Origin of the sequence: Nocardia sp. NPDC050378, assembly GCF_040655675.1 — a bacterium.
Lineage (GTDB): Bacteria > Actinomycetota > Actinomycetes > Mycobacteriales > Mycobacteriaceae > Nocardia > Nocardia coubleae.
This window is the reverse complement of sequence record NZ_JBFAKI010000001.1, coordinates 604,062-625,269: the sequence shown is the minus strand read 5'-3', so window position 1 is coordinate 625,269 and position 21,208 is coordinate 604,062. Positions and strand designations below refer to the sequence as shown.

The 21,208-nt window shown below is 68.6% G+C and carries 21 protein-coding genes and 1 riboswitch; of the genes, 9 read left to right on the top strand and 12 right to left on the bottom strand.

The annotated features are described in order from the left end of the window. Positions 1–38: 38 nt before the first annotated feature. Positions 39–842, bottom strand: coding sequence for an HAD-IIA family hydrolase (locus tag AB0I35_RS02895; protein WP_357393782.1), 804 nt, complete (start codon positions 840–842; stop codon positions 39–41). A gap of 118 nt (positions 843–960) precedes the next feature. Here AB0I35_RS02895 and fgd point away from each other — a divergent pair, with 118 nt between their 5' ends. Continuing rightward, positions 961–1,971 carry a glucose-6-phosphate dehydrogenase (coenzyme-F420) gene (gene fgd / locus AB0I35_RS02890; RefSeq protein ID WP_357393780.1) on the top strand — a complete coding sequence of 337 codons (1,011 nt, stop codon included), beginning with the start codon at positions 961–963 and terminating at the stop codon, positions 1,969–1,971. Positions 1,972–2,068: 97 nt separating this feature from the next. On the opposite strand, the gene AB0I35_RS02885 is transcribed toward fgd, so the two are convergent. The 3 genes from AB0I35_RS02885 to AB0I35_RS02875 all read right to left on the bottom strand — a co-directional run bounded on the left by AB0I35_RS02885 (position 2,069) and on the right by AB0I35_RS02875 (position 4,345). After that, positions 2,069–3,277 carry an O-succinylhomoserine sulfhydrylase gene (locus AB0I35_RS02885; RefSeq protein WP_357393778.1) on the bottom strand — a complete coding sequence of 403 codons (1,209 nt, stop codon included), beginning with the start codon at positions 3,275–3,277 and terminating at the stop codon, positions 2,069–2,071. Continuing rightward, complete coding sequence (locus tag AB0I35_RS02880; RefSeq protein ID WP_357393776.1) at positions 3,274–3,705, bottom strand: rhodanese-like domain-containing protein; 432 nt, start codon at positions 3,703–3,705, stop codon at positions 3,274–3,276. The genes AB0I35_RS02885 and AB0I35_RS02880 overlap by 4 nt, the downstream gene beginning before the upstream one ends. A gap of 17 nt (positions 3,706–3,722) precedes the next feature. Beyond that, positions 3,723–3,841: riboswitch (SAM riboswitch) on the bottom strand. A 45-nt stretch (positions 3,842–3,886) separates the two neighbouring features. Further along, complete coding sequence (locus AB0I35_RS02875; protein WP_357393774.1) at positions 3,887–4,345, bottom strand: hypothetical protein; 459 nt, start codon at positions 4,343–4,345, stop codon at positions 3,887–3,889. A gap of 191 nt (positions 4,346–4,536) precedes the next feature. Here AB0I35_RS02875 and AB0I35_RS02870 point away from each other — a divergent pair, with 191 nt between their 5' ends. Further along, the gene (locus AB0I35_RS02870) at positions 4,537–5,925 is read left to right on the top strand and encodes an FAD-dependent oxidoreductase (protein WP_357150368.1); all 1,389 of its coding nucleotides are present in this window, start codon (positions 4,537–4,539) and stop codon (positions 5,923–5,925) included. 123 nt (positions 5,926–6,048) lie between these two features. Continuing rightward, positions 6,049–6,909, top strand: coding sequence for an amidohydrolase family protein (locus AB0I35_RS02865; protein ID WP_357393772.1), 861 nt, complete (start codon positions 6,049–6,051; stop codon positions 6,907–6,909). Positions 6,910–6,969: 60 nt separating this feature from the next. Here the strand turns inward: AB0I35_RS02865 and AB0I35_RS02860 are convergent, their stop codons facing one another. Next, a complete protein-coding gene (locus AB0I35_RS02860) occupies positions 6,970–7,452 on the bottom strand; it encodes a DUF456 domain-containing protein (protein ID WP_357393770.1) in 483 nt (160 codons plus the stop codon). 126 nt (positions 7,453–7,578) lie between these two features. Here AB0I35_RS02860 and AB0I35_RS02855 point away from each other — a divergent pair, with 126 nt between their 5' ends. Next, positions 7,579–8,667, top strand: a complete 1,089-nt coding sequence (locus AB0I35_RS02855) for a CaiB/BaiF CoA-transferase family protein (protein WP_357393767.1) — start codon at positions 7,579–7,581, stop codon at positions 8,665–8,667. Here AB0I35_RS02855 and AB0I35_RS02850 read toward each other — a convergent pair. Continuing rightward, positions 8,661–10,157, bottom strand: coding sequence for a PLP-dependent aminotransferase family protein (locus AB0I35_RS02850; protein WP_357393765.1), 1,497 nt, complete (start codon positions 10,155–10,157; stop codon positions 8,661–8,663). The genes AB0I35_RS02855 and AB0I35_RS02850 overlap by 7 nt on opposite strands. 61 nt (positions 10,158–10,218) lie before the next feature. On the opposite strand from AB0I35_RS02850, the gene AB0I35_RS02845 reads away from it, so the two are divergent. From AB0I35_RS02845 to AB0I35_RS02835, 3 genes are all read left to right on the top strand, one after another. Then, positions 10,219–10,470 (top strand): hypothetical protein, encoded by a 252-nt coding sequence (locus AB0I35_RS02845; protein WP_357393763.1) that lies wholly within the window; start codon positions 10,219–10,221, stop codon positions 10,468–10,470. A 49-nt stretch (positions 10,471–10,519) separates the two neighbouring features. Continuing rightward, entirely contained in the window at positions 10,520–11,092 is a 573-nt protein-coding gene (locus AB0I35_RS02840) for a methylated-DNA--[protein]-cysteine S-methyltransferase (protein WP_357393761.1), read from the top strand. A gap of 106 nt (positions 11,093–11,198) precedes the next feature. Beyond that, a complete protein-coding gene (locus tag AB0I35_RS02835) occupies positions 11,199–12,017 on the top strand; it encodes an alpha/beta hydrolase (RefSeq protein ID WP_357393759.1) in 819 nt (272 codons plus the stop codon). 61 nt (positions 12,018–12,078) lie between these two features. Here AB0I35_RS02835 and AB0I35_RS02830 read toward each other — a convergent pair whose 3' ends face one another. The 4 genes from AB0I35_RS02830 to AB0I35_RS02815 form a co-directional block, all read right to left on the bottom strand. Continuing rightward, the gene (locus AB0I35_RS02830; RefSeq protein WP_357393757.1) at positions 12,079–12,516 is read right to left on the bottom strand and encodes a VOC family protein; all 438 of its coding nucleotides are present in this window, start codon (positions 12,514–12,516) and stop codon (positions 12,079–12,081) included. 131 nt (positions 12,517–12,647) lie between these two features. Continuing rightward, on the bottom strand, positions 12,648–12,941 hold the full coding sequence (locus tag AB0I35_RS02825; protein ID WP_357393755.1) for a hypothetical protein: 294 nt from the start codon (positions 12,939–12,941) through the stop codon (positions 12,648–12,650). Positions 12,942–13,203: 262 nt separating this feature from the next. Further along, positions 13,204–14,025, bottom strand: a complete 822-nt coding sequence (locus tag AB0I35_RS02820; RefSeq protein ID WP_357393753.1) for a hypothetical protein — start codon at positions 14,023–14,025, stop codon at positions 13,204–13,206. A gap of 252 nt (positions 14,026–14,277) precedes the next feature. Then, positions 14,278–15,567, bottom strand: coding sequence for an adenylosuccinate synthase (locus AB0I35_RS02815; protein ID WP_067484365.1), 1,290 nt, complete (start codon positions 15,565–15,567; stop codon positions 14,278–14,280). 230 nt (positions 15,568–15,797) lie between these two features. Between AB0I35_RS02815 and AB0I35_RS02810 the strand changes: the two genes are divergently transcribed. Both AB0I35_RS02810 and AB0I35_RS02805 read left to right on the top strand, forming a co-directional pair. Next, on the top strand, positions 15,798–16,457 hold the full coding sequence (locus tag AB0I35_RS02810; protein WP_357150377.1) for a hypothetical protein: 660 nt from the start codon (positions 15,798–15,800) through the stop codon (positions 16,455–16,457). After that, positions 16,454–17,230, top strand: a complete 777-nt coding sequence (locus tag AB0I35_RS02805) for a site-2 protease family protein (protein ID WP_357393751.1) — start codon at positions 16,454–16,456, stop codon at positions 17,228–17,230. Before AB0I35_RS02810 ends, AB0I35_RS02805 begins: the two co-directional genes overlap by 4 nt. A 9-nt stretch (positions 17,231–17,239) precedes the next feature. Here AB0I35_RS02805 and AB0I35_RS02800 read toward each other — a convergent pair whose 3' ends face one another. Together AB0I35_RS02800 and AB0I35_RS02795 are read right to left on the bottom strand one after the other, a co-directional pair. Then, positions 17,240–18,349: an FUSC family protein gene (locus AB0I35_RS02800; RefSeq protein WP_243749823.1), complete on the bottom strand. Its 1,110-nt coding sequence runs from the start codon at positions 18,347–18,349 to the stop codon at positions 17,240–17,242. 75 nt (positions 18,350–18,424) lie between these two features. Further along, positions 18,425–18,859, bottom strand: a complete 435-nt coding sequence (locus tag AB0I35_RS02795; RefSeq protein WP_067484401.1) for a DUF3151 domain-containing protein — start codon at positions 18,857–18,859, stop codon at positions 18,425–18,427. Positions 18,860–21,208 lie beyond the last annotated feature (2,349 nt).

Here is a 21,208-nt window from a genome sequence, read left to right as displayed (position 1 = left end):
GGAAACCTATTCCGATGCGACGGGGCTCACATGCCCGGCTAGCGCTCCACGAACGGGGTGCGCGTGCGATTGAGCAGGTCAGCGACCGAATCGACGACCAGCGTCGGCCGGAACGGGTACTTCTCGACCGAGGTCTTGGTGGAGATGCCCGAGGTGACCAGCACCGTGCGCATGCCCGCTTCCAGACCCGCGATCACGTCGGTGTCCATGCGGTCGCCGATCATCACCGTCGACTGTGAATGCGCGCCGATGCGGCGCAGCGCCGAACGCATCATCAGCGGGTTCGGCTTGCCGACGTAATAGGGGTCCTTGCCGGTGGCACGGGTGATGAGCGCGGCGACCGACCCGGTGGCGGGCAACACCCCGTCGCGCGACGGGCCGGTGGCGTCGGGATTGGTCGCGATGAATTTCGCGCCTCGGTCCACCAGGCGGATGGCGGTGGTGATGGCCTCGAACGAATAGGTGCGCGTCTCGCCGAGCACCACGTAATCGGGGTCGCTGTCGGTGAGCACATACCCGATCTCGTGCAGCGCCGTGGTGAGCCCGGACTCGCCCACCACATAGGCGGTGCCGTTGGGTCGCTGGTCGTCGAGAAAGGTCGCCGTGGCCAGCGCCGAGGTCCAGATCGACTCCTCCGGGATGTCGAGGCCCGTGTGGCGCAGCCGGGCCTGCAGATCGCGCGGGGTCCGGATCGAATTGTTGGTCAGCACGAGGAACGGGATCTCGTTCTCGCGCAGTTCGGCGAGGAACTCGTCGGCGCCGGGGATCAACTGATCCTCGTGCACCAGCACGCCGTCCATATCGGTCAGATACGACAAGATCTGTTCGTCCTTGGCGGTCACCAGCTAATCATCCGCTAAAACCCGGCGCGGTGGGAGACGAAACGGTGACGGTGCGGATCGCGGGCCGCACGCTAGGGTCGAGGAGGCAGCGGTCAGCGGAGGAACAGGAGTGGCTGGAATGGTCGATCTCAAGCTCGGGTACAAGGCGTCGGCGGAGCAGTTCGGACCACGAGAGCTGGTCGAGTTGGCGGTGGCCGCCGAGCAACACGGCCTCGACAGCGCGACCGTGAGCGACCACTTCCAGCCGTGGCGCCACAACGGTGGCCACGCCCCGTTCTCGCTGGCCTGGCTCGCGGCCGCGGGCGAACGCACCGAGCGCATCATGCTCGGCACCTCGGTGCTCACCCCGACCTTCCGCTACAACCCGGCGGTGATCGCGCAGGCCTTCGCCACCTTCGGCTGCCTGTACCCGGGCCGCGTGATGCTCGGTGTCGGCACCGGCGAGGCGCTCAACGAGATCGCCACCGGATACAAGGGCGAATGGCCCGACTTCAAGGAGCGTTTCGCCCGGCTGCGTGAGGCCGTGCGGTTGATGCGCGAACTGTGGCTCGGCGACCGCGTCGATTTCGACGGCGAGTACTACCACACCGTCGGCGCCTCGATCTACGACGTGCCGAAGGACGGCATCCCGGTCTACATCGCGGCGGGCGGCCCTGTCGTCGCCAGGTACGCGGGCCGCGCCGGTGACGGTTTCATCTGCACCTCGGGCAAGGGCATGGACCTCTACACCGAGAAGCTGCTGCCCGCCGTCGCCGAGGGCGCGGCCAAGGCCGAGCGCGACCTGTCCGCGATCGACAAGATGATCGAGATCAAGATCTCCTACGACACCGATCCCGAACTCGCCCTGGAGAACACCCGCTTCTGGGCGCCCCTGTCGCTGACCCCCGAACAGAAGCACGACATCACCGACCCCATCGAGATGGAAGCCGCCGCCGACGCCCTGCCCATCGAACAGGTCGCCAAGCGCTGGATCGTCGCCAGCGACCCCGACGAGGCCGTCGCCCAGATCAAGCCCTACCTAGACGCGGGCCTCAACCACCTGGTCTTCCACGCCCCCGGCCACGACCAACTCCGCTTCCTCGACCTCTTCCAGCGCGACCTGGCTCCCCGTCTGCGCGCGCTGGGCTGACCTGCCGCGACCATGGTCGTCGTCATGTTCGAGGAGCTACCGAGCCCGCGGCCACGTCGGCACTAGTGTGCGCCTTCGCCGGGTCGATCCACCCGAACTAGCTCAGCGCGTGGTCGAGGTCGCCCAGGAGGTCTTCGATGTCTTCCAGGCCGACCGAGATGCGGACCACGCCGTCGGAGAGACCGATGGAGGCGCGGCCTTCGGGGCCCATGGCTCGGTGGGTGGTGGTGGCGGGGTGGGTGATCATCGTCTTGGCGTCGCCGAGATTGTTGGAGATGTCGATGATGCGCAGGCGGTTGAGGACCTCGAAGGCTCGCTTCTTGCCGTCGTCGCCGTGCAGGGCGAAGGTGACGACGGTGCCGCCGCCCGACATCTGCTCCTTGGCCAGGGCATGCTGCGGATGTGACGGCAGGAAGGGGTACTTCACCCATTCCACCGACTTGTTCGTCTCCAGGAACTCGGCGACCCGCAGTGCCGATTCGGTCGACTGACGCACGCGAAGCGGCATCGTCTCCAGCCCCTTGAGCAAGGTCCAAGCGTTGAACGGACTCAGCGCCGGACCGGTGTGGCGCATCAGGGTTTTCACGGGACCATCGATGTAGTCCTTGGCGCCGAGGATGGCGCCGCCGAGGACGCGGCCCTGGCCGTCGATGTGCTTGGTGCCGGAGTAGACGACCACGTCGGCGCCGAGTTCGAACCCGCGCTGCAGCAGCGGGGTGGCGAAGACGTTGTCCAGCACCACTTTCGCGCCTGCGGCGTGGGCCAGTTCGGTGACCCTGCGGACGTCGACGAGGGTTTGCATCGGGTTGGCCGGGGTCTCGAAGAACACGGCCTGGGTGGGTACCGACAGAGCCTGCTCCCACTGCGAGAGGTCGTCGCCGTCGACGAAGACGGTCTCGATCCCCCAGCGCGGCAGGATCTCGTTGCACACCACGAAGCAGGAACCGAACAGACTGCGCGCGGCGACGAGCCGGTCGCCTGCCTTCAGCAGCGCGCCCAGCGCGGTGAACACCGCCGACATGCCCGAGGCGGTCGCGAACGCGGCCTCGGCGCCGTCGAGCAGGCGGATGCGCTCCTCGAACATGGCCACCGTCGGGTTGCCGAAGCGGGAGTAGACGAAGTGTTCGACATCGCCGGTGAACGCGGCCTCGGCGGCCTCGGCGTTCTCGTAGACGAAGCCGGAAGTCAGGTAGAGCGCCTCGGACGTCTCGTCGAATCCGGAACGACGCAGGCCACCGCGCACGCCGAGGGTGGCGGGACCGACCCCTTCGGGCAGCGGCTTGTCGAAGGAACCACCGGTGATCATGCGAAGTCTCCTAATGCCTGGCGCCACGGCAGGCCGACGGCGCGCCAGCCGGTGCTGCCGCGCTGCCCGAACGCGTCGGGGCCGCCCTCGAAACCGTCGAGCACGTTGTAGGACGGGGTGATCCCCGCCGCGGTGGCCACCGTCGCCGCGTGCGCCGAGCGCTGACCCGAGCGACACAGGAACACCACGGGTGCGTCGGCCGGGCGGTCGGCGAGGACCTGTTCGAGCTGCTCACCGAAGCGCGGGTTGCGCGCGCCGGTGCCGTCGACCCATTCGATGAAGTGCGCGGGGCGCTCGATGGAGCTGGTGTCGGGAATGCCGATGTGGGCCCACTCGCCTTCGGTGCGCACGTCGACCAGCACCGCGTCGGGATGCTCGGTCAGGATTTCCCACGCCTTCTCAGGGGTGATGTCGCCGGCGTAACTCATGTCGATCCTCCTGCGTGAATCCGCTCTTGCCGAGGCGGGGGAGTCCAGCACACGGCCAGGTCGTCACCCGGAGCACCCCACCGCGGAGGAGGGTTGCCGACCAGCGAGCCGGGGCTTGACGCTGGTACTCATGACCTTGCGATCTGAGATTGCCCCGGCACTGGTCACCGTGTCAAACCCCTCAGGGGGTGCACACCAGCCAGGCGCCGTCGACCCGGGTGAGATTCCAGGTGCTCGACGTCGCCTGCCCGCCCACCGAAACCGTGGCGTCGATCTTGGCCCGGTTGCCGTTGACGGTGGCGTTTGAAAAGCCCTTCTTGTCGATCGTCACCGCTGATTCCGGGCCGCCGAGCCGTTCGGTGAGACCCGATTTCGCCTCGTCGAACCCGGGGCACGCCACCCCGGGCGGCGGACGCTGATCGGTGCGCGAGCGCGCGTCGATATAGTTGGTGACGGCGGCCGCGAGCCGATCGGCCTCTGTGACATTTTTCTCAGCGGGTGCGAGGAGCCCGCCGACGACGATGCTGATGAGCACGACGACCGCGATCACCGCGGCCGCGACGAACGGGACGATGGACCGCTTGTCGGTCTGATCGACCTCGATGGGCTGATCGTCCGAGCCTGTTTGCTCCTCGCTCATGTGGTAATCCTGACAGACCCGGGCCGGGCAGCTACACCGCGCGCCGGGTTGCCGCAACACCGCAGCTAGAATCGCGTTGATTACGGCCTGCCGCCGACGAGGACGGCAGCGGCCGGTAGCCGGTTTCCGACTTAGCCTAAGCTAAGTTGACGCCGTCACATCGTTTCTCGACCAAAGGGTGCGCGTAGACAATGACCGAACAGACAGCGACTCGCCCGCTTCGCATCGCGATCGTGGGTGCGGGACCGGCCGGTATCTACGCCGCCGACGCGTTGATGAAGTCCGACGCCGAGGTCAGCATCGACCTCTACGAGCGCATGCCCGCGCCCTTCGGTCTCATCCGCTACGGCGTCGCGCCCGACCACCCGCGCATCAAGGGCATCATCACCGCCCTGCACAAGGTGCTCGACAAGGATCAGGTGCGCCTGCTCGGCAACATCGACTACGGCACCGACATCACCCTCGACGACCTGCGGCAGTTCTACGACGCGGTGATCTTCTCCACCGGTGCCAACGCCGACCGCGCGCTGCCGATCCCCGGCATCGACCTCGACGGTTCCTACGGCGCCGCCGACTTCGTCTCCTGGTACGACGGGCACCCCGACGTGCCCCGTTCGTGGCCGCTGGATGCCGAGAAGGTCGCCGTGCTCGGCGTCGGCAACGTGGCCCTGGACGTGGCGCGCGTGCTCGCCAAGACCGGCGACGAGCTGCTGCCCACCGAGATCCCGCCGAACGTCTACAAGGGGCTCAAGGAGAACAAGGCCGTCGAGGTGCACGTCTTCGGGCGTCGCGGTCCCGCGCAGGCCAAGTTCACCCCCCTCGAGCTGCGTGAACTCGACCACTCGCCGACCATCGAGGTGATCGTCGACCCCGAGGACATCGACTACGACGAGGGTTCCGAGGCCGCGCGCCGCAACTCCAAGCAGGTCGACATGGTCGCCAACACCCTCGAGCAGTGGGCCATCCGCGACCAGGGCAACCGCCCGCACAAGCTGTTCCTGCACTTCTTCGAGTCGCCCGCCGAGATCGTCGGCGACGAGAACGGCCGGGTCGTCGGTCTCAAGACCGAGCGCACCCAGCTCGACGGCACCGGCAACGTCAAGGGCACCGGCGAGTTCAAGCAGTGGGACGTGCAGGCCGTCTACCGCGCCGTCGGTTACCTGTCACAGAACATCAACCAGCTGCCGTTCGACGATCAGGCAGGCACCGTGCCCAACGAGGCCGGTCGCGTGATCGCCGACGAGAGCGCCGAGGGTGCGGCCCGTTTCATGCCCGCCACCTACGTCACCGGCTGGATCAAGCGTGGCCCCGTCGGCCTGATCGGCCACACCAAGGGCGACGCCAACGAGACCATCGCCTGCCTGCTCGACGACGCGAAGAACTTCACCCCCGCGCCGAAGCCCGAGCTGGACGCCGTCACCGAGTTCCTCGAGGGCAAGGGCATCCCGTTCACCACCTGGGCCGGCTGGTACCGCCTCGACGCCCACGAACGCGCCCTCGGCGAGCCCGAGGGCCGCGAGCGCGTCAAGGTCGTGGAGCGAGAAGACATGCTCCGCGCTAGCGAGCCCCACAAGGCCTGACAGCGATGACAAGGCCGGTGGACGCGAGAGCAGAACCCTCGCCCACCGGCCTTTTCCGCGCGTACCCGCCTGTTTTCTCGGTCGAAGTCGGCCGATCCGCCTAGCTCGAGGCATCCTGTACCAGTGTTCGACGCGCATGTTCACATCATCGATCCGCGGTTTCCGCTGATCGAGAACGAGGGCTACCTGCCGGAGCCCTATACGATCGCGGATTATCGAAAACGGATGGCGCACTTCGATGTACGCGGCGGAGCCGTTGTCAGCGCATCGTTCCAAGGCACCGATCAGACGTACCTGAAGGCCGCCCTGAGCGAGCTCGGCCCGGAGTGGGTCGGCGTCACCCGCCTGGATCTGGATGCCGGTGACGAGGAGATCCTCGATCTGGACCGGGCAGGCGTACGGGCGATCCGGTTCAACCTCAAACGCGCCGCCGCCGACATCACCCAGATGACCTTGCAGGCCCTGCGCGCCCATGAACTGGCCGGATGGCACGTGGAGCTCTACATCGACGGGCAGATGCTCGCATCGTTGCAGCCGGTGATCTCCAAACTTCCCGCGCTGTCCATCGATCATCTCGGCATGTCCGCCGAGGGTCTGCCCTACCTGCTGGATCTCGTCGACCGCGGCGCGAAGGTGAAGGCGACCGGGTTCGGCCGAGTCGATATGGACGTGGCCGAAACGCTGCGCCGCATCCACGCTGTCAACCCCCGCGCACTCATGTTCGGTTCCGACCTGCCGGGCACCAGGGCGGGCAGGCCGTTCGAGGACGCCGATATCGACCTGATCTGCCAGGTCGTCGGCGCCGACATGTACGCGGTCCTCGAGGACAACGCCCGCGAGTGCTACCGCCTGCCCGCAGTGAGCCGGCCGAATCCGAAACCGGTTGCTGCCCGCGACAACCCGACACTTCCGATCCCCCGGTCGGCCCTCCCCGGGGCGGGCGACGACCAGACGCGCCCACTGCCGATCATCGAAAGACCTTGATCGCGAGCCGTTACCGGTTCCCGGCGCGCCGATCCCGAGCACGCGGCCGGCTGACCACGCTCAGACCAGCACCGCCCCGACGAGCCAGACGCCGGAGGCGATGAGTGCGCCGAACAGTTCGACCAGCATCGACAGTCCGACACCCTTGAGCGCGTGCATCGTCGCGGGCCAAGCGGTGTCATGCGTCTTCAACCGCTGCAGTTCCGCCACGTACACGCCGAGCACGAACCCGATGAACAACCCGACCACCGGGATCACGAAGAACCCGACGATGCCGAAGACGGCACCGACGAGCAACGCCCGATTCGACACGCCCGCTTCGCGCATCCGGCGCCCCGGCCAGGTGTATTTCACGACGCCCGACAGGATCAGTGCCACCGAGGCGATGGCGAACACCATCCAGGCACCCGCACCGCCGGTGAGGAACGCCCACACCGCGACGGCCGCGAAGATCAGGATCACCCCGGGCAGGATGGGCACGATCACGCCGATGATGCCGACCAGAATGACGAGGCCGACGAGGACCTCACCCCATACGCTCACTGCCGGGTTCCTCCCATATCGCGCCGAGTCGCGCTCGGCGAATTCTCGCGCATGGTCTACCGGTGCCGCCACCCCGGCGCTATTGTCGGATTGTCAATACCGTTCGACGACGAATGAGGTCACCACGTGAGCACCACCGGTCAGGGCCCCCTCGCGGGCATCAAGGTCATCGAGCTGGCCGGGATCGGCCCGGGCCCGCACGCCGCCCTGCTACTGGCCGATCTCGGCGCCGACGTGGTGCGGGTGCAGCGGCGTGGACAGCTGCCCGGCTTCCTGGAACGCCCGCAGTGGCGCGGGCGCACCATCGTCGAAGCGAATCTGAAGGACCCCGCCGACGTGGCCAAGGTGCTCGACCTGGTCGAGAAGGCCGACGTGCTGCTCGAGGGCTTCCGGCCCGGCGTCACCGAGCGGATGGGTCTGGGCCCCGACGACGCGCTGGCGCGCAACCCGCGCCTGATCTACGGCCGGATGACCGGGTGGGGCCAGTACGGTCCGATGGCCGATCGCGCGGGCCACGACATCAACTACATCTCGCTCACCGGCGTGCTCAACGCCATCGGACGCAAGGGCGAGCGGCCGGTGCCGCCGCTGAACATGGTCGGCGACTTCGGCGGCGGTTCGATGTTCCTGGTGACCGGTGTGCTCGCCGCGCTCGTCGAGCGCGCGACCTCGGGCAAGGGACAGGTGATCGATGCCGCGATGGTCGACGGGGCACTTGCCCTTTCGCACTTCGTGTGGGGCATGCGCGGTGTCGGCCTGTGGTCCGACGAACGCGGCGAGAACCTGCTCGACACCGGAATGGCGTTCTACGACACCTACGAAACCGCCGACGGCAAGTACATGGCGGTCGGCGCGATCGAGCCGCAGTTCTACGAGCAACTGCTCGCCGGTCTCGGTATCGACCCGGAGGGCCTGCCGCAGCAGCTCGACCCGGACGGCCAGGAGCAGCTACGCAAGTTGTTCACCGAGAAGTTCAAGAGCAAGACCCGCGACGAGTGGACCGCGATCTTCGAGGGCACCGACGCCTGCACCACCCCGGTGCTCACCTTCACCGAGGCCACGCGCAACGAGCACATCCGCGCCCGCGAAGGGCTGATCGAGATCGAGGACGTGGTGCAGCACGCGCCCGCGCCGCGGTTCTCGCGCACCCAGGGCGGCACCCCGACACCCCCGCCGAGCGCGGCGACGCCGATCGAGGATGTCTGGGCTCAGTAGCAGGTGAGCGGCTGGAGTGGGTCGGCGGCGCGCGGCGTGAGCGCGGTGTAGGCCGCGGCGATCGACTTCACAGCCAGCCGCAGATCCGCCTCGGGATGCGTGAACGGCAGTCGGATGAACCGTTCGAACGCACCCTGCACGCCGAAACGTGGTCCGGCGGCGAGCAATACACCGTGGTTGGGTGCGGTGGCGGCCAGTGCGGTCGACACCGGACTCGGCAGCTGCGCCCATACCGACATGCCACCCGCGCCAGGGGCTATGTGCCAATCGGGCAACTCCTCGGCCACGGCCGCGAGCAGGGTGGCACGCTGGGCACGCAGCTGGACGCGGCGCCGGTCGAGGATGGGTTCGGCGTTCTCCAGCAGGTGGACGGTGGCCAGCTGGTCCATGACCGGGGTGCCGAGGTCGACGGTGGCGCGGATGCCGAGCAGCTTGGTGATGAGCGCCTGATTGGTGCGCACCCACCCCACGCGCAGGCCACCCCAGAACGACTTGGACGCCGAACCGATGGTGATGATCTCCGAGCCCTTCGCGAAAGCCGCGACGGGCGGCGGCATCTCGTCGTCGGAGAGGTTGAGGTCGCGCATCGACTCGTCGACGACGATGGTCATTCTGGTGTCGCGGGCGATGGCGGCCAGTTCGGCGCGACCGTCGGCGTCGAGGAGCAGGCCGGTGGGGTTGTTGAAGTCCGGCACGAGGTAGGCCAGGGTGGCCGCCGTCTGCCGGGCGGTACTGCGCAACCCTTCCAGATCCCAACCGGCACTGGGGAATTCAGGACGTAGCGGCACCGGGATGGGGCGCGCGCCGACATCGCGGATCGCCTCGATCGCGTTCGGATAGGACGGATGGTCGATCAGGACGCGGGCGGCCGGTGAGGTGAGCACATTGAGCAGCAGCCGAAGTCCGTGTTGCGCACCGAGAGTCACCAGGATCTGGTCGGGTTCGGTGGGCAGGCCGCGCGCGGTGTAGCGGCGGGCCAGGGCCTCGCGCAGCGCGAGCACACCGACCGGGTCCATGCCGTGAGTGCCGAGGTAGGCCGGAATACCTTGTAGCGCCGCCGAATACGCGTCGTGCAGTTCCGGCGGTGCGGACATGGCGGCGTAGGTCATGTCGATGGTCGGCAGTTCCGGCTGCGCCATCAGCGCCATGATGCCGCGCGCCGGGCGGGCACCGTCGTGCTGAATGCTCGGCGGCAACGCGACCGTGCTGCGCGAACCCTGACGGCTGATGAGGTAGCCGTGCTCGCGCAGCAGCGAGTACGTGGAGGTGATGGTGGTGCGGCTGACGCCGAGAGTGGCCGCCAGATCACGCTCGCTCGGCAACGCTACGCCGAGCGGGGCCCGCCCGTCGTGGATCAGCAGCCGGATGGCCTCGGCCAGCGCCAGGTAGGCGGGCCGGTGGGGGCGACGCTCGTCGCCGTCGGTCTCGGGGTCGCGCCACCGGCCGAGGTCGCGGGCCAGGCCCGCCGCGCCGATCACTCTTGTCGCCATAAAGTCCAGTATTCCGTGAGTGGCTATTTTTTGACAAGGCCAGTGGGCGGATTCTTGGATTATGACCACCTTCCTCGCTCTCGCCATCGCCTTCGCCGTGGGCTATGCCGTCTACCATTTCGCCCCCAAAGAGGGGGAACTGCCGTTCTGGCCGTTCCAGGAATCACCCCATGACCGAGCCTTCGGCACCTACGACGACCAGCGCCAATACCGCGATCTCGAAGCCCTTCGCAGTCGCGGTCATGACGAACCAGTCCAGTCGCCGGAAACTGGACTGAATTCGAAGCCGGACAGCGGCCGTCTCGCCGCGTGAGCGGCGGGTCGGGCCGAAACCTGTCACCGGGGCGGCGCACACTGTGCTCATGAGTTCCGGAGCTGACTCGACACGGACCGGCACCGTGGTCGCGGCCCTCTTCGACACCGCCATCGGGCTGTGCGCCATCGCCTGGCGCGACGACACCGTCGTCCGGTTCGCGCTGCCCGAGGCGAGCGAAGAGCAGACGCTGGCCCACATCACCCGGCCTTTCGGCGGGCAACCGGTGGCCGAAGGCGAGCCCGGCCCCGCGATCGTCGCGGCGATCGCGGGCATCCGAGCGCACCTCGCGGGCACCGTCGACGCGCTGCGCTGGATCGAGGTGGACCTGCCGGGCGTTCCCGAATTCCACCGTGCCGTCTACGCGGTGACCCGCGACATCGACCCGGGCCGCACCCTCAGCTACGGCGACATCGCCGTCCGGATCGGCGCGCCCGGCTCCGCGCAGGCCGTCGGACAAGCCCTCGGCCGCAACCCGATCCCCCTCATCATCCCCTGCCATCGAGTGCTCGCCGCCGACCACGCGCTGCACGGATTCTCCGCGCCCGGCGGCATCGGCACCAAGGCGCGCCTGCTCGAAATCGAGCGCACACCGGGCTTCGGTGAACCCATGCTGTTCTGAGCGATGAATCGGGTGGGCCCGGACCGTCTGTTCCGAGGAGCCGGAGGGCGGGCGCGCAGGGTCGCGTACCGTCGCACTGCGGTGGTCAGCTATCGAGAGGAACATCATGCGGACAGTCACGTCGGCCGACGGCACAACGATCGCTTACGACCGGGTCGGCGACGGGACCGCGGGGACGGTCATCCTGATCGGCGGGGCCTTCAGCTTCCGCGAGTTCAAGACCATGACCGAGCTCGCGCAGACTCTCGCCGACGACTACGCCCTGACGGTGCTCAACTACGACCGGCGCGGGCGCGGTGACAGCACCGACTCCCCCGGTGTGTACGACGTGGCCAACGAGATCGCCGACATCGCCGCGCTCGTCGAGGCGGCGGGCGGGAAGGCGGCGCTGTTCGGGTGGTCGTCGGGCGCGGCGCTTGCCCTGCTCGCGGCGCGCGAGATTCCCGGTGTCACCGAGGTGGTCGCGTTCGAGCCGCCCTTCGTGGTCGATGCCAAACATCATGTGCCGCCGAAGGATCTGGAAACCAAGCTGCATCCGCTGATCGCGGAAGGCAAGCGCGACAAGACGGTTCGCTACTACATGACCAAGGCGATGGGGATGCCGGGGCTGATGGTCGCGGTGATGCGGGTGACGCCGTTCTGGAAACAGCTTGCCGCCACGTCGAATTCGACGGCACACGACTGGGCCGTGATGAAGCCCTACATGCGCGGGCAGAAACTCGATCCCGCCGAATGGCGCGGCATCTCGGTTCCCGTCCTCGTTCTCGCGGGCGAACGCACCGCACCCCTGCTCACCAAGGGTGCGAAGGCCGCCGCCGAGGTGGTGCCGAACGCCGAGTTCGCCGAGCTCCCCGGCGTGAGCCACAACCCGAAGATCTCCGTGCTCGCCCCCGCGATCGGTGAATTCCTCACGCGCGCACGGTAGTCGTCGGCGCGAGAATCGTGCCTCGCCCTCGCGCGGCGTCCGGAGGCGGACGAACGTCGTCTCAGCCGAGTTCCTGCGCGAGCCCGATGAGGATGCCCTCGGGGCCGCGCAGGTAGCAGAGCCGGTAGGCGTCCTCGTAGCGAACGACCTCGGCGCTCACCAGCTCCGCACCGCGTGCTTCCAGTCGCGCGAGCGTGTCGTCGATGTCGTCGACCGCGAACATCACGCGCAGGTAGCCCAGGGCGTTCACGGGCGCGGTGCGATGGTCGGCGACGACCGCAGGCTCCAGAAAGCGCGACAGCTCGATCGAACTGTGGCCGTCCGGCGTGCGCATCATCGCGACCTCGACCCGCTGGTCGCCCAGGCCCGTGACGCGACCAGCCCATTCGCCCTCGATCATGCCCTGACCCTGCAGTTCGAGCCCGAGCTCCCGGAAGAACTCGATGGCCCCTTCCAGGTCCTCGACGACGATGCCGACGTTGTCCATCCTGAGTGTCATGGCGCCAACCTACCTGGCCCGCGCAGCTGCCTCGGACCGTTGCGTCACGGCGAATTCGGCACTTCGTGGTCGATATCGGCGCCGCGTCCGCGATCACTCGCCGTCGGCGAATCCAGCATCCGCCGCAGCGGTCAGGGCGGGGGCGGGTGGTCCCGGAAGAACTGGCACGGTTCGCCCGACAGGTAGCCGTCCATGCAGGCGAAATAGGTCTGCACGCACGCATTGCTGACGCACCCCGCCGTGTACAGCATTCCCCGGATGCGCTCGTTGCGCTGCTGCGACGGGGCGAGGGTCTGCGCGGGCGGCAGCGCGGTGGTGGACAGCACCGGCGAGGCGCTCGGCACCGGTGCGGGCGCCTCCGGCGTCGAACACCCGGTGAGCGCACCCACCGCGAACATCCCGACCACGATCATCCTGCGCACCATCGACCACCTCCATCCGAACCATTCCCGACGCTACCCCCGACCGCGGTCCTCAGCTGGGGTCACCCGCCCGACCGTGACCACGTTCTTCTCCACCGCGACCGCACCGGAACCGCGACTTGGACGGATCATCACCACGCTCTGATGGCGTTCGACCCTCGGGCGATGCCGCCACCAGAGCGTGGTGATCGACTGTCCAGGTCGCGAGGGGCGCTGCTGAGCCGGTGTTCGAGGGCGGTGGACGCCCCGCAACCTCGCGTGAGTGTCAGAGGGTGGCGCCGTAACCGCTGCCGAGGACGCCACCCGCCACGGCGCCGGCCGCCGCGGCCGGGATGCCGAGGGCTGCGGCACCGAGGGCGGCACCGGCTGCCGCGCCGATGGCCGCGCCCGCACCCGTCGTCGCGGCCGCGATGGGCCACGCCGCGGTGAAGCCGCCGATGATGATGGGCACCGCGCCAGGCCCGGCCGTCGGAATAGCCGCCGCACCGGCCAGGATCGCGGTCGCACCGGCTGTGCCCGCGGCGCCGACCACGAATCCCACACCCGCGCCGACAGCCGCACCGGCGAGGCCGCCGCCGACCGCGCCAACGGCGGCGGCCGGGACACCGGCGATGGCGGCGCCCGCGAGAGCTCCACCCACCGTTGCGGCGGCGATCTTGTCGGAGCGGCTCGGGTTGATGCCGATCGAGCGACCCTGGGTGGCGATGGCCGCTTCGACATCGGCGGCGGTGGTGTTCACGCCGTCGAGGATCTCGGCCGGAAGTTCCTCCGGAGCCGGGGCGGTGAAGTCGCCTACGCGCAGCGTGCGCGGCGGCGGCGCGATCGGGGCGACGGGCTCGACCGGTTCAGGAAGGTGCAGTTCCTCGATCACGACGGGCGGCGCGGGGGTGGTGTAGTCGGGCACCGGCCGCGTTTCCTGCGGTTCCGGCGCCAGATAGGCCAGCGAATCGGGCCCCTCGAAATCCCCGAGACTGGAACGCCCCTCCTCGCCCGGCGTGTTCACTCCCGGCTGCACCGGCACCTCATCGGTCACACCCGGCTGCGGCACAGCCAGCGCGACACCCGCACACGCCACCGCAACCGCCATCGGCAACACTCCCGCGACCGCCCGAGCAGACACCCGCCCCGTCGATCCCCACACACCAGCACACCGACGGACCACGCCGAACACCCACTCACAAGCTAGAGGAAAGCGGCACGTCCCCGCGTGCCGCAGCGACCATAGCGTTAGCCAGGGGGATGCTCAAATCGATAGCGTGTCCGCATTGTCCGAGCGTGTCGGGGGTGCGGGGACGACAAAGCCCGGCGCCGCTGCTGCGACACCGGGCTCGACGGGGAACTAGGCCAGCACGTCGTGGCGGACGATCGTCTGATCGCGACCCGGACCCACGCCGATGCACGAGATCCGCGCACCCGAAAGTTCTTCCAGCCGAAGCACATACGCCTGCGCGTTGGCGGGCAGGTCCTCGAACGTGCGGGCGGCGGAGATGTCCTCCCACCAACCCGGCATCTCTTCGTAGATCGGCTTGGCGTGGTGGAACTCGGTCTGGGTGGTCGGCATCTGCTCGACCCGCTCGCCGTCGATCTCGTAGGCCACGCAGATCGGCACCGTGTCCAGCCCGGACAGCACGTCCAGCTTGGTGAGGAAGTAGTCGGTGACGCCGTTGACGCGGGTGGCGTACCGGCTGATCACGGCGTCGAACCAACCGCAGCGGCGGGCGCGACCGGTGGTGACACCGACCTCGCCGCCGTTCTTGGCGAGGAACTCACCGAAGTTGTCGAACAGTTCGGTCGGGAAGGGACCCGAGCCGACGCGGGTGGTGTAGCACTTGAGGATGCCGAGCACCGTGTCGATCTTGTTCGGGCCGATGCCCGAACCCACCGCGGCGCCGCCCGCGGTCGGGTTCGAGGAGGTGACGAACGGGTAGGTGCCGTGGTCGACGTCGAGCAGGGTGCCCTGCGAGCCTTCCAGCAGCACGGTTTCGCCCCGCTCGAGCGCCAGGTTCAGCTCGAGGCGGGTGTCGGAGATGCGGTGCTTGAACGACTCGGCCTGCGCGAGCACCTCGTCCACCACCTGCTGCGGGTCCAGCGCGCGGCGGTTGTAGATCTTCACCAGCACCTGGTTCTTGAATTCCAGTGCGGCCTCGACCTTCTGGGTGAGGATCTTCTCGTCGAGCACATCCGCGACGCGCACGCCGACGCGGGCGACCTTGTCCTGGTAGCAGGGGCCGATGCCGCGACCGGTGGTGCCGATCTTGCGGTTGCCGAGGAAGCGTTCGGTGACCTTATCGATGGCCACGTGGTACGGCATGATCAGGTGCGCGTCGGCCGAGAGCAGCAGGCCGGAGGTGTCGACACCGCGCTCCTCGAGTCCGGCGAGTTCCTCGAGCAGCACACCCGGATCGACGACGACGCCGTTGCCGATGACGTTCTTCACACCGGGGGTGAGAATGCCGGACGGGATCAGGTGCAGCGCGAACTTGTCACCGTTGGGGAGCACCACCGTATGACCGGCGTTGTTGCCGCCCTGATAACGGACTACCCACTGCAACCGCTCACCGAGCAGATCGGTAGCTTTGCCCTTACCCTCGTCGCCCCACTGGGCGCCGATGAGGACGATAGCCGGCATTTCGGAGTCTCCTACAGATCGACAGCAGCACGCTTGTACTGCAGCTACCTGCCGTACTGAGGCGGTGGCCGGAGACACAGTCTAGCCGACGGCACTCGCGTGCCCTGTCCAGCGCCCCGACCCGCGCCCGGCGGGCGTGCCATCATCGGTTACGGTTACTTGCCGGCAGGGGGATTGCCGCGCTCATGGGCGACACACCGTCGACCCGACCGAGGAGGGTGTACCGCAGTTTGAGTACCCACGTTCTCCGATGTGGTGACCTGCCGGTCCCGATCGCTCTCGCCTCACTCCCCACCACGCAGACCGAGCGGTTACCCGATGTCGCCGTGATCGATGAGCTGCTGCCGGTGCTGGCCGCCGACAGCCTCCCCCGGCTGATCGTGCTGGGCGACGACGCGGGCCTGGCGTCCGTGCTCACCCATCTGATGCGCACCGAACGGCTGCACGTGGAGATCGGCTACGTGCCGGTCGAGACCACCTATGCCTCGCGGGTCTATCAGACCGGCACCGGCAACGCGGCCGCCAAGACCGCGCTGGAAGGCCGGGCCGTCGAGACGCCGCTGATCCGCGACGACACGGGCACGGTGCTGGTTGGCCGGGCGAGCATCACCGGCGTCGAGGGCGCCAAGCTCGAGGGCGAGGCCTACGTCGACGACACCTTGCTGTTCACCGGCACGGTGACGACCATGCTGATCTCCCCGACGATGGCGATGCCGGGGGTGCGGGCGCGGGTACGCAAGGGTCTGCGCAAACGCGGCTGGGTCGGCGGGCGCGCCGCCCAGCTCGGCACGCCGGGCGCGATCGTGACCCGCGACGGGATCACCGCCGAACGCACGGTCCCCCGCTCGACCTTCTACCGCTTCGAACAACCCTGGCTATTGGTGCGATGAGTTACTCCTTTCCCAGCACCCGTGGCGCGGTGCGACCGAGTCCGGTGTTTCTGCTGATCGTGGCCGTCACCGTGCTCGGTGGCGCGCTGGCGTGGGACGCCGACGTGTCCTCGGTGCGCGCCAAGGTCGGCGTGTTCGTCCTGGTGGTGTTCGGCTGGATCGTGAGTCTGTGCCTGCACGAATTCGCGCACGCCTATGTGGCGTGGCGGGCCGGTGATCACGATGTGGAGGCGCGTGGTTATCTCACGCTGAATCCGCTGAAATACAGCCATCCGGTGTTGTCGATCGCCTTACCGCTGCTGTTCATCGCGCTCGGCGGGATCGGTCTGCCGGGTGGTGCGGTTTACCTGGACACCACCCGATTCCGTTCGGGCATACAGCGTCTGGTGAGCGCGGTCGGCCCGTTCTCGAATCTGCTGTGCGCGATCGTGCTGCTGATCGTGATCCGTGCGATGGGCTCGGCCACCGAACACGCTGCGTTCTGGTTCGGGCTGAGTTTCCTGGCGTTCCTGCAGCTCACAGCATTTCTGCTGAACATTCTTCCGGTGCCGGGACTCGACGGGTACGGGATCATCGAGCCGTCGCTGAGCTACCAGACGCGGCGCTCGCTCGACCAGTTCAAGCCGTACGGCATGTTGATTCTATTCGCCGTCATCTTTTTCACCCCGCTCAGCCGGGTGTTCTTCGAGGCCGTGTACTTACTGTTCGATGTTTCCGGCATCCCGCAGTATTGGGCGGGCAACGGCAGCCGGTTGACGCGCTTCTGGTACTGACGGCCCGGGTCAGTCCTCCGGCGGGACATACGGATTCGGCACGGTCGGCGGGAGCAGCGCGATCGCGGAGATGCGTTGCATTCCGCACACCACCATCAGGTCGACCACGATCGAACGAATCTGAGCGAACACCACATGCGCTGAAAGGCCCGCGCCCACAACGAGTTCCGGACGCGCGTTCTTGGCGACGCTGCGCAGGCAGCGGGCCGCCTCGGCCTGGTCGGGCTGCTCGCCCGGGTCGGCGAGCATCATCTTGCGCACCACGTCGGTGGCGCCGCCGAGCTGGCGGAGCAGGTCGATCAGGCGCGGATCGAGCACCTCGTCGTCGCGGACGAGGGTGAGCGAACGGCGCAGCAGCACACGGGTGTTGCGCACGGCGTTGTCGAGCGGGTCGGCGGTGGCCCGGATGCGGGCGAGGCGTTTTCGCGAATTCCAGTACAGCGGGGAGATGCGGCTCACCTCACGGCCACCCTCGAGCGCGGAGCGGAGTCCGTCGATCTGGCTTTGGGTGGCGCGTACGGCGGTGAGCGCGTCGTGCACCTTGTCCGCACTCTGCTCGAGCAGACCGTCGGCGCACTCGGTCATGGATTTGCTCATCACATCCAGCACCTGTGCGGCGTGCTCACGCGCGCGACGAACCGGATGCAGCGGGATGGCGGCCACCATCAACACACCGACGAGGCCACCGACGAGCGCGTCGATCATGCGGGACGGACCCGCGCCCGGAGCCTGGTTCAACGTGGAGACGAGCACGGCCGAACCCGCCGCCTGAATCGTCATGATGGCCCCGGAGTCGAGGAACACCGACACCGCCATCGCACCGCCGACGACCAGCGCCACCTGCCACACACCGGTTCCCACCTGGGCGATGAACAGGTCACCGATACCGATGCCGACCGCGACCCCGACGACCAGCTCCACCGAGCGGCGGATGCGTGCGCCGAACGAGATACCGATCGACACCACGGCCGCCGTCGGGGCGAAGAACGGCTCGATATGGCCGATCACGTCGTGGGCGATGAACCAGGCCAGCGCGGCACCCAGCGCGCACTGGATGATCGGAATCGCCGACAGCCGCAACCGCTCGACCGATTGCCGGAACCGGCCGACGGTACTCACCTTCGCGGCCGCTACGACGGGCGTAGCGACCTCGACGAACGGCCTGTGCTCGCTCACCTGCGAACCGGTGACCGGCTAGTCGAGACCGAGTTCGGTGGCGGCGTTGGGGTCGCAGTCTTCGAGCAGGTCGAGGCAGCGGGCGTATTCCTCGGTCTCACCGATCACCTGCGCGGCCTTGGCCAGCGCACCGACGCTGCGCAGGAAACCCTGGTTGGGTTCGTGCGACCACGGCACCGGGCCGAAACCCTTCCAGCCGTTGCGGCGCAGCAGGTCGAGGCCGCGGTGGTAGCCGGTGCGGGCGAAGGCGTAGGCGGCGACGGTGTCGTGATCGACCTCGCCGTTGCTGCGCTCGAGCGCCGCCTCGGCGAGCTGGGCCCACGCGATCGACGCGGCCGGATGATCGGCGGCGACCTTCACGGGGTCGGTGCCCGCCGCGATGGCGTCTTCGGCGTCGATCAGTTCAGGGAGGAGGACCGGCTGCGGTCCGAGCAGGTCACCGAAGGAGGTCATGGGTTCATTGTGCACCGCCACGCCCACCCACCCCGCCACGGGTGATCGACGAACTCCCCCGCGCGCCGCGCATTAGGCTGGGCACGAGTTCAACGTTCGAGCCTGAGCGAGGGGTACTAGGTGTCCGACCCGACCGACGAGAACAACCCAGCAGCCGAGGACCGTGGTCCCGGTGCGGCCGGGACACACCCTGACGCCGACCCGTCGCCCGACGAGTCGACCCGGCCGGGTTCCGAAGCGCCGAAATCGGTGCCGCACGCGGTGACCGAGCCGGAGCGCGCCACCGCCGGAACCTCGGAGACTGTCGTCATCCGGCGCAGTGAGCTGCCGGGAGATCAGGGTGCGGGACGTTCTTATGGGCCCGGATTCCGACCTGCCGGTGGGCCTGGTGCGCCGCAGGGTCCGGCCGCGCCGCGGGTGGATGGTCCGCAGGGGCCCGGTTCTCAACGCCCCGCCGGTCCGGGAAATCGTCCTCCCCAGGGTGGGAATGTGATGCCGCCGAGAGCGGGCAACGCGGCGAACCGTGGTCCGAACAACCCCGGCGCTGCCGGGCGGCCGGTCGATGTGCCGGGGGCCGATGGTCCGGGTAGCCCGTCCGGGCCGGCTGGGCGTCCGATGAACGGGCCCGGCGCTGGATCGGTCGGGCGACCAGCGAGTGGGCCCTCGAACGATCGCCCGGGCGCACCGGGGTCCGGTGACCCCAGGGCTGCGGGTGGGCGACCGGGGCACGCACCAGGGCCGAACGGGCCCAACGCTTCTGGTGCACCCCAAGGGGGTCGGCCCGGGCCAGGACGTGCGGCGCCGGTCGCGCGGGCAACGAATGGGCCTGCCGCACAGCGTCCTTCGGGTGAACAGGCAGGCGATCGAGGTCGTCCCGGAGGCGTTGTCGAGAGTCAGCAGAGCTCTGCGGCCGGGGCACCAGCGAATCGGCCTGGTCAGGGTGGCCACCCCCGTGGCGGCGAGGGTGGTACTCGCGGCGGTAGTGGTGTGGGCGGTGCGGAGCGTGGAGCCGGATCGCAGCAGCGTGGTGACCGGCCGGCGAATGCGCCGGGTGCGGCCGGCGAACGTGGCAGTGGGCAGGGCCCGGCTGCCGGGCAAGGACGCGAGCCGGGCGCGGCGGCGGCGGGCGGATCGCCGTTGGCAGGGTTGTCGAAGGGGCTTCCCGGGGAATCGACTGGCGGCGAAGGCGATTCGCCGGTACGGCCTGATTCCGCGGGCCTCGGTGGGGCCGATGCGCCGACTACCGCGATGCGGATCCCCGGACGCGGACCGTCGACGTCTGCCGATCGAGGCGAGCAGGGTGCGGCAGATGTGCCGACCGTCGGGATGGAGCCGGGTGCTCGTCCCACCGCCGGGCAGCAGGGTGCGCCCACTGACGTGCGTGGATCAGGACCCGGCACAAGCGATTCGATCGAATCCTCCGCTGCGTCCGCCAACCGTGATGCTTCCGCAGCAAACAGCGGCGTTTCGGCGGGGAGCCGAGGTGACGCGGAGCACGTGGATCGCTCGGGGGTTGGTGAGCAGCGTGGCGAGCAGCGCCCGAATGCGGACGAACAGGCCGCAATCGCGAATACTCCGGATACACAAGGTGATTCGCGCAATGAGCAGGCTGCACGCGACATTGAGCGGGCTGGTGCACCCGACGACCGTGGTGCGCGAGAGGAGTCGCGTGGCGAGAACGGTGGTGTCGGCCGGGCGAACAGCGGGCAAGGTGGTGTCGGCGGGACGGAAGCCGACGGGAACGATGCGGGGCAGTCTCGAACTGTTGGCTCTGAATCCGCTGTGCGTGAGGGTGATTCGCAGGGCTCCGATGCGACGGAGAAGTTCTTCACGAGTTCCGGGCCGCAGCGCGGTGATTCCCGGGCGCAGGACCAGACGGGTGGGAGCGGCGATAAAGCTCTCGGCGGTGCAGCTGGGGCTGCTGCCGCTGCGGCTGCCGCTGGTGCTGGGGCCGGCGGGGTGTTGAAGAAGGGCGAGAGCTCTACTGGGGCAGGTGAATCCGGGTCGGAGGATCAGACCGTTGCTATGCGGGTGGTCAATCCCGCGGACGCGCCTACTACCACTTTTCCGGTGCAGCGAGGGACGGATCGGGTTGTCGGCGGGCGGGCCGTGACACCGCCGCCCAGCACGCCGCGCGGTCCCGCGGGGCCAAGGCAGGCAGGGCACCAGGGACCACAGGGGCCCGGCGTCGAAGACACACGGCCGTCCCCACCCCAAGGACCACGCGGACCGCAAGGACCGGCAGCATCTCGAGGGCCGCAGGGCCCCGGGGCCGAAAACACACGGCCATCGGCACCCCAAGGTCCGGGAGCTCCTCGCGGGCTGCAAGGACCAGGGGTCGAGGAGACG